4 protein-coding genes are annotated in these 4,410 nt (G+C 47.1%); all 4 read left to right on the top strand.

What is annotated here, in order from left to right; all coding sequences use genetic code 11:
• Nucleotides 1-276 precede the first annotated feature (276 nt).
• Genes AB4232_RS22245 through AB4232_RS22230 form a run of 4 tightly spaced genes read left to right on the top strand, consistent with a single transcriptional unit; the run spans nucleotide 277 to nucleotide 4,372 of the window.
• Nucleotides 277-1,443 carry an ABC transporter substrate-binding protein gene (locus AB4232_RS22245; RefSeq protein ID WP_029224023.1) on the top strand — a complete coding sequence of 389 codons (1,167 nt, stop codon included), beginning with the start codon at nucleotides 277-279 and terminating at the stop codon, nucleotides 1,441-1,443.
• Nucleotides 1,444-1,448: 5 nt separating this feature from the next.
• Nucleotides 1,449-3,149 carry an ABC transporter permease gene (locus tag AB4232_RS22240; protein ID WP_372088032.1) on the top strand — a complete coding sequence of 567 codons (1,701 nt, stop codon included), beginning with the start codon at nucleotides 1,449-1,451 and terminating at the stop codon, nucleotides 3,147-3,149.
• Nucleotides 3,115-3,765: an ATP-binding cassette domain-containing protein gene (locus tag AB4232_RS22235; protein WP_012603669.1), complete on the top strand. Its 651-nt coding sequence runs from the start codon at nucleotides 3,115-3,117 to the stop codon at nucleotides 3,763-3,765. The genes AB4232_RS22240 and AB4232_RS22235 overlap by 35 nt, the downstream gene beginning before the upstream one ends.
• Nucleotides 3,755-4,372 carry a CDP-alcohol phosphatidyltransferase family protein gene (locus tag AB4232_RS22230; protein ID WP_372088031.1) on the top strand — a complete coding sequence of 206 codons (618 nt, stop codon included), beginning with the start codon at nucleotides 3,755-3,757 and terminating at the stop codon, nucleotides 4,370-4,372. The genes AB4232_RS22235 and AB4232_RS22230 overlap by 11 nt, the downstream gene beginning before the upstream one ends.
• Nucleotides 4,373-4,410 lie beyond the last annotated feature (38 nt).

Below are 4,410 nucleotides of genomic sequence, written 5' to 3'. Positions count from 1 at the left end.
GGTATTTATACAAGGCAGAGGCGTCGATGTGTAGCTAACCTACATGAGAAGCCGATAACGCAGTAGAAATGACCAGCAAACGCTGCCCGAAGGGTTCAGCTAAAAGCGTTTTACTCTTTGTTGAGGGAGATTTGCTTAGAATGACTAGGCTACTTCCCCCTCGCCGCGATTAAAACGCTTTTATCTCGAACAAAATTTAACCACGAAAGGTCAACACGCCCTAGGGAGTTTGAAATAACAATGCTCTTGCCCGTTCACTACCAAATGGAAAAGTTTATGAACAAGATAGTAAGTACGTTAGGAATCATGGCAACCGTTGCATACAGCGCAGCCATTTACGCTGATGAAGCAACATCAACCAATAGCTGGAACCAAATAGAACAGCAGGCAGAGGGACAAACTGTCTACTTTCACGCTTGGGGCGGAAGCCAAGAAATTAATCGTTACCTACAATGGGCAGGCAAGGAGTTACAAAGTGACTACGGTGTGACCTTAAAGCATGTAAAAGTAACCGACATTGCTGAAACGACTACTCGACTACTTGCAGAAAAAGCCGCAGGCAAGAACAGCGAAGGCAGTGTCGATATCGTTTGGATTAATGGTGAGAACTTCCGCTCGATGAAAGACAATGCGCTGTTATTTGGACCATTCACAGAATCACTTCCAAACTGGAAGTACGTTGATAAATCTTTACCAATTGATGTCGATTTCTCGGAGCCAACCGAAGGCTTAGAAGCACCTTGGGGCGTCGGACAACTTGTGTTCATCCACGACCAAGAGACACTAAACAATCCGCCACAATCGTTTTCAGAGATGTTGAGCTACGCTCAAGCTTTCCCTAACCGCTTAAGCTACCCTCGCCCACCTGAATTTCATGGCACCAGCTTCATCAAGTCTCTACTGATTGAGCTAACAGACAACAACCCTGCACTGGCTCAACCTGTTTCGGAAGACAACTTCCAAGAAGTTACTGCACCACTTTGGGCTTACTTAGATAAATTCCATAAAGTGGCATGGCGCGGTGGTAAACAATTCCCAGCGGGCACATCGGAAAGTATCCAACTTCTGGATGATGGTCAGCTCGATTTAGCGATTACCTTTAACCCAAATTCTGTCTATTCAGCACAATCAAGTGGCCGCCTAGCTGAAACTACCAAGGCCTATGCTCTAGAAAGTGGCGCTCTGTCTAACATTCACTTCCTTGCGATTCCTTGGAATGCTAATGCAAGTGCTGGCGCTCAGGTAACCATCAACTTCTTGTTGAGCCCAGAAGCACAATCGCGCAAAGGCGACCTCAATGTTTGGGGTGATCCTTCTGTATTAAGCAGCAAGTACCTGACTGGTAGCGCTAAGAATACTCAACAATTTAAATCGATTGATGAACCACACCCAAGCTGGCAAAACGCGCTCGAGAAAGAGTGGCTTAAGCGATACGGTAACTAAAATTCATGCTACGCGCTCTATATTTTGTTGTTATAGCTGTGTGCATTGTCCCTACGATTCCTGGGGTAGCGGGAGTAGTGGCCTCGTCACTGAGTTTCATCCCGCCCCTAGGTTTAGAGGAACCAACACTCAACGGTTTTAACCAAGTCTTTCAATGGGAAGGGGCTTGGCACTCTATTGGTTTGAGCCTCGGTTCAGCGGTCGCCAGCAGCTACATTGCCTGCTTCCTGACCTTTTGTATTCTTCAGGCTTCTTGGGGAAACAAGTTTTGGAGAAAGATTGAGCTAACGCTATCGCCAATGCTTGCCATTCCGCATGTGGCTTTCGCCATTGGCTTTGCTTTTCTGTTTAGCCCAACAGGGCTTGGCGCAAGAGCCGTGCATCACTTACTTGGTGAATCGGCTACAAGCTCTGAATTGGCTTTGCTGATAAAAGATCCTTACGCGTTTGGCCTAATCATTATGCTCGCACTCAAAGAAGTGCCCTTCTTATTGCTGATGAGCATTTCGATACTTCAACAAATCGATGTTGAACGCATCACTAAGGTCAGTGCCTCTCTGGGTTATAGCCGTGCTCAGATCTGGTGGAAGTGTATTTTCCCACAATGGTTTACCAAGCTTCGCTTCCCTATGTTGGCGGTGCTTGCTTACAGCGTATCGGTTGTCGACATCGCTCTGATCATTGGCCCAACCAATCCGCCGACCTTTGCCGTTTTGGTATGGCAATGGTTTAACGACCCAGACCTTAATCTATTGCCACGAGCTGCCGCTGGCGCCATCGTTTTATTCGGTTTGGCTTCGTTGATCATCGCCCTAGCGCGTCTAATCGAATGGGCAATTCTCAAGTACTTTAGAACTTGGCAATATTCAGGAAGAACAGGTATTAACCTTCTAGGAAAAACGATCTTCGCAGTGCTTGCTGCATTGTCACTACTGATCATTCCACTAATGGGGATTTGGAGTGTTGCCCAACGTTGGCGTTTCCCTGATTTACTTCCAAGTCGCTACAGCATGCGTTTCTGGGAGTTTGAGTGGGATGGCATCATGAGCACCGTCGGGCAAAGCTTGTGGATTGGCCTTATTGCCGCTTCCGTTGCTTTATTACTCGCGCTGGTAGCTCATGAGTACCGAATCAAATACAAGTGGCAAGTTCCGGGCTTTATTATCGCGATTCCCATGTTGATACCTCAACTCTCGGTATTGTTCGGCATGCAAGTGACCACGCTTTATATCGGCAGCAGCGCCTATGAATTTTGGGTAATTTGGGCGCATGTTTTCTTTGCTTTCCCGTTTGTGTATCTGTCTTTGGATGGCCCTTGGAAAAGCTTCAATGACGGCCTGATAAAAGCCTCGTTGAGCTTGGGTAAATCGCCATTTCAAAGCTGGTACTCCATCAAGCTGCCTATCTTGTTACCCGCTATTGCCTTTGCTTGGGCGGTCGGGATCAGCGTAAGTTTGGCTCAGTACTTACCCAGCTTGATGCTCGGCGCGGGCCGTATTAGCACAATCACCACAGAAGCCGTTGCCCTTACCAGTGGTTTCGACCGCAGAGTGACAGCTATCTATGCCATTTGGCAGGCCCTATTGCCTCTGTTCTTTTTCTCTTTAGCGATATTAGTCAGCCGACTTCAACTCAGATATCGCCGTCTTACTTTTAAAGGTTTTCTAACGAATGAGTCTGCACCTCAACGACCTCGCCATCCGTAAAAACGATGGTGTATCGCTGTTTTCAGCGCTAAACGTAACATTAGAATCAGGCCAAGTATTGGCTTTGATGGGGCCGAGCGGCTGCGGAAAATCGACCTTGTTGGACGCCGTAGCTGGGCACTTAAATGATGAGTTTTCGTATTCTGGCACCGTTATTTTGAACGACATTCAGCTGGATGACCTGCCTTCACATCAGCGTGAAGTCGGTATTCTTTTTCAAGATGACTTGTTGTTCCCTCACCTCAAGGTATGGGAAAACTTGGCGTTCTCTCTGCCTAATTCAATTAAGGGCTCCGCTCGTCAACAGCAAGCGATGGCTGCACTAAAAGACATAGAGCTAACTCACTTGGCAGAGTCTTTCCCGGATCAAATATCTGGCGGTCAACGTGCAAGAATCAGCTTAACTCGTATGTTATTGGCGAAGCCGAAGCTCGCCCTACTCGACGAACCGTTTAGTAAGTTAGACCAAGAGTTAAGAGCACAATTTCGCGATTGGGTCTTCGAACAGCTGACAAAAGCAAATATCCCAACATTAATGGTCACGCACGACGAAGCTGACGTACCTCAAGGGGCGCAAGTGCTGTCTTGGCCATGGAGGAGTCATCATGCTGGATAAGTACTCCATCAAGGTCATTAAGTGGCCATTAAACCAATCAGCTAAGTTGCTGAGTCAATTCGGTATCACGGCAAATCAAACCACCTTATTTGGCTTTCTGGTCGGGTGTTTAGCGTTTCCGGCGTTGGCATTTCAACATTACGAATGGGCGCTAGGCTTCATTGTGTTCAACCGAGTATGTGATGGGCTTGATGGGGCTTTGGCTCGAATCCAAGGCATTAGTGACGCTGGCGGTTTTCTCGACATCAGCCTCGATTTCCTTTTCTATTCGTTAATTCCTTTTGGCTTTGTTATTGCGAACCCAGAACACAACTCCATTGCCGGTGCGTTTTTGATCTTCTCTTTTATCGGTACTGGCAGCAGCTTTTTGGCGTTTGCCGTGATGGCAGGCAAACGAGGCATCGAAAACCCAGTCTATAAGCATAAGTCTCTGTACTACATGTCAGGGCTAACCGAAGGCACTGAAACCATCGCTTGTTTCATCGCGTTCTGTATTTGGCCTCAACACTTTGCTGTTATCGCTTACACCTTTGGTGCAGGTTGTTGGCTAACCACGTTCATGCGTATTTATTTTGGATTCCAGACACTCAAGGATCAAACTAGCTAGGGCGTGTATTTCTCATAAATAAAAACGCCGCTCAAATG

It is taken from the genome of Vibrio sp. 10N.286.46.A8 (assembly GCF_041470165.1).
GTDB lineage: Bacteria > Pseudomonadota > Gammaproteobacteria > Enterobacterales > Vibrionaceae > Vibrio > Vibrio tasmaniensis_A.
This window is presented reverse-complemented; position numbering and strand designations above follow the sequence as displayed.